Here is a 1,094-nt window from a genome sequence, read left to right as displayed (position 1 = left end):
CTTGTTTGTTTGGATCGAAAATCATTGCTGGAATTCGGTATTTGTCTAAAGGAAGCTCTGTTTTTCCTGAACTCGAAGCACAATGATCGGCAAGAATTACAAAAATTGTGTTCTTGTACCAAGACTGTTTTTTGGCCATTTCAAAGAATTTTTGTATAGCATAATCGGTATATTTTACGCCGCCTTCACGAGATTTTGTGTCGCCTGGAATATCAATTTTTCCGTTTGGATAAGTAAATGGTCGGTGGTTACTTACAGTCATCCAATGATTGAAAAAAGGTTTGCCAGTTTTGGCTTCCAAATTCATAGTTTTAATCGCTTTGTTCACCATGTCTTCATCGCAAACGCCCCAAATATTTTGAAAAGTAATTTCGCTCGGGGCAAATGTAGTTTTGTCAACAATTTCATAACCATTTCCTGAGAAAAAATCACGCATATTATCAAAATAAGCATCGCCACCATACAAATATTTTACTTGATATCCTTTTGATTTGAATATGCTTCCAGTTGTGAATTTATTTTTATTGTCTTTGCGTTTTACAACACTTTCGCCAGCAGTCGGTGGCACGCACATTGTTAATGATTCTAAGCCTCTAACTGTCCGATTTCCAACTGCATACAAGTTAGAAAACAACAAACTTTTGGTAGCTAAACTGTCTATAAATGGTGTAATATTTTGCTTATTTCCATAAATTTTCAAGAAATCGGCGCTGTAACTTTCTATGGTAATTAAAACTACATTTTTCTTGGTTTCTTGCAATTCTGATTTTATATTTCTTAAAGTAGAATTATTTGATATTTCAGGAATTTGATTTTTTAAAATCGCAAATGCTTCTTTGCTTGGTAATGTTTTATAAAACTTAAAATAATCTAATTCTGAATTGGAAAATGCTAAATAAAATTTATATAATCCATTGGCTTGTAATTCATTAGTAAATATATTTTGTGAATTTTCTTTACTCGACAAAAACGGAATAACCAATAATGACAATCCAAAAATTGCAAAATAAACAACAGATAATTTTATTTTTTCTACAAATGTTGGGATTTCAAAAATGTAATTTTTAGAATATTTTACTATAAAAAAAGTAATA

The 1,094-nt window shown here is 30.6% G+C and carries 1 protein-coding gene; it reads right to left on the bottom strand.

Annotation, left to right across the window (positions count from 1 at the left end; translation table 11 throughout):
- Positions 1-1,094: LTA synthase family protein (locus RMO83_RS04560; RefSeq protein WP_310558495.1), on the bottom strand; the 1,094-nt coding region annotated here is incomplete at both ends.

This window comes from Flavobacterium sp. (assembly GCF_031423415.1).
Lineage (GTDB): Bacteria > Bacteroidota > Bacteroidia > Flavobacteriales > Flavobacteriaceae > Flavobacterium.
Note: the sequence above shows the minus strand (reverse complement) of the source record. Positions and strands in the feature narration are given on the sequence as shown.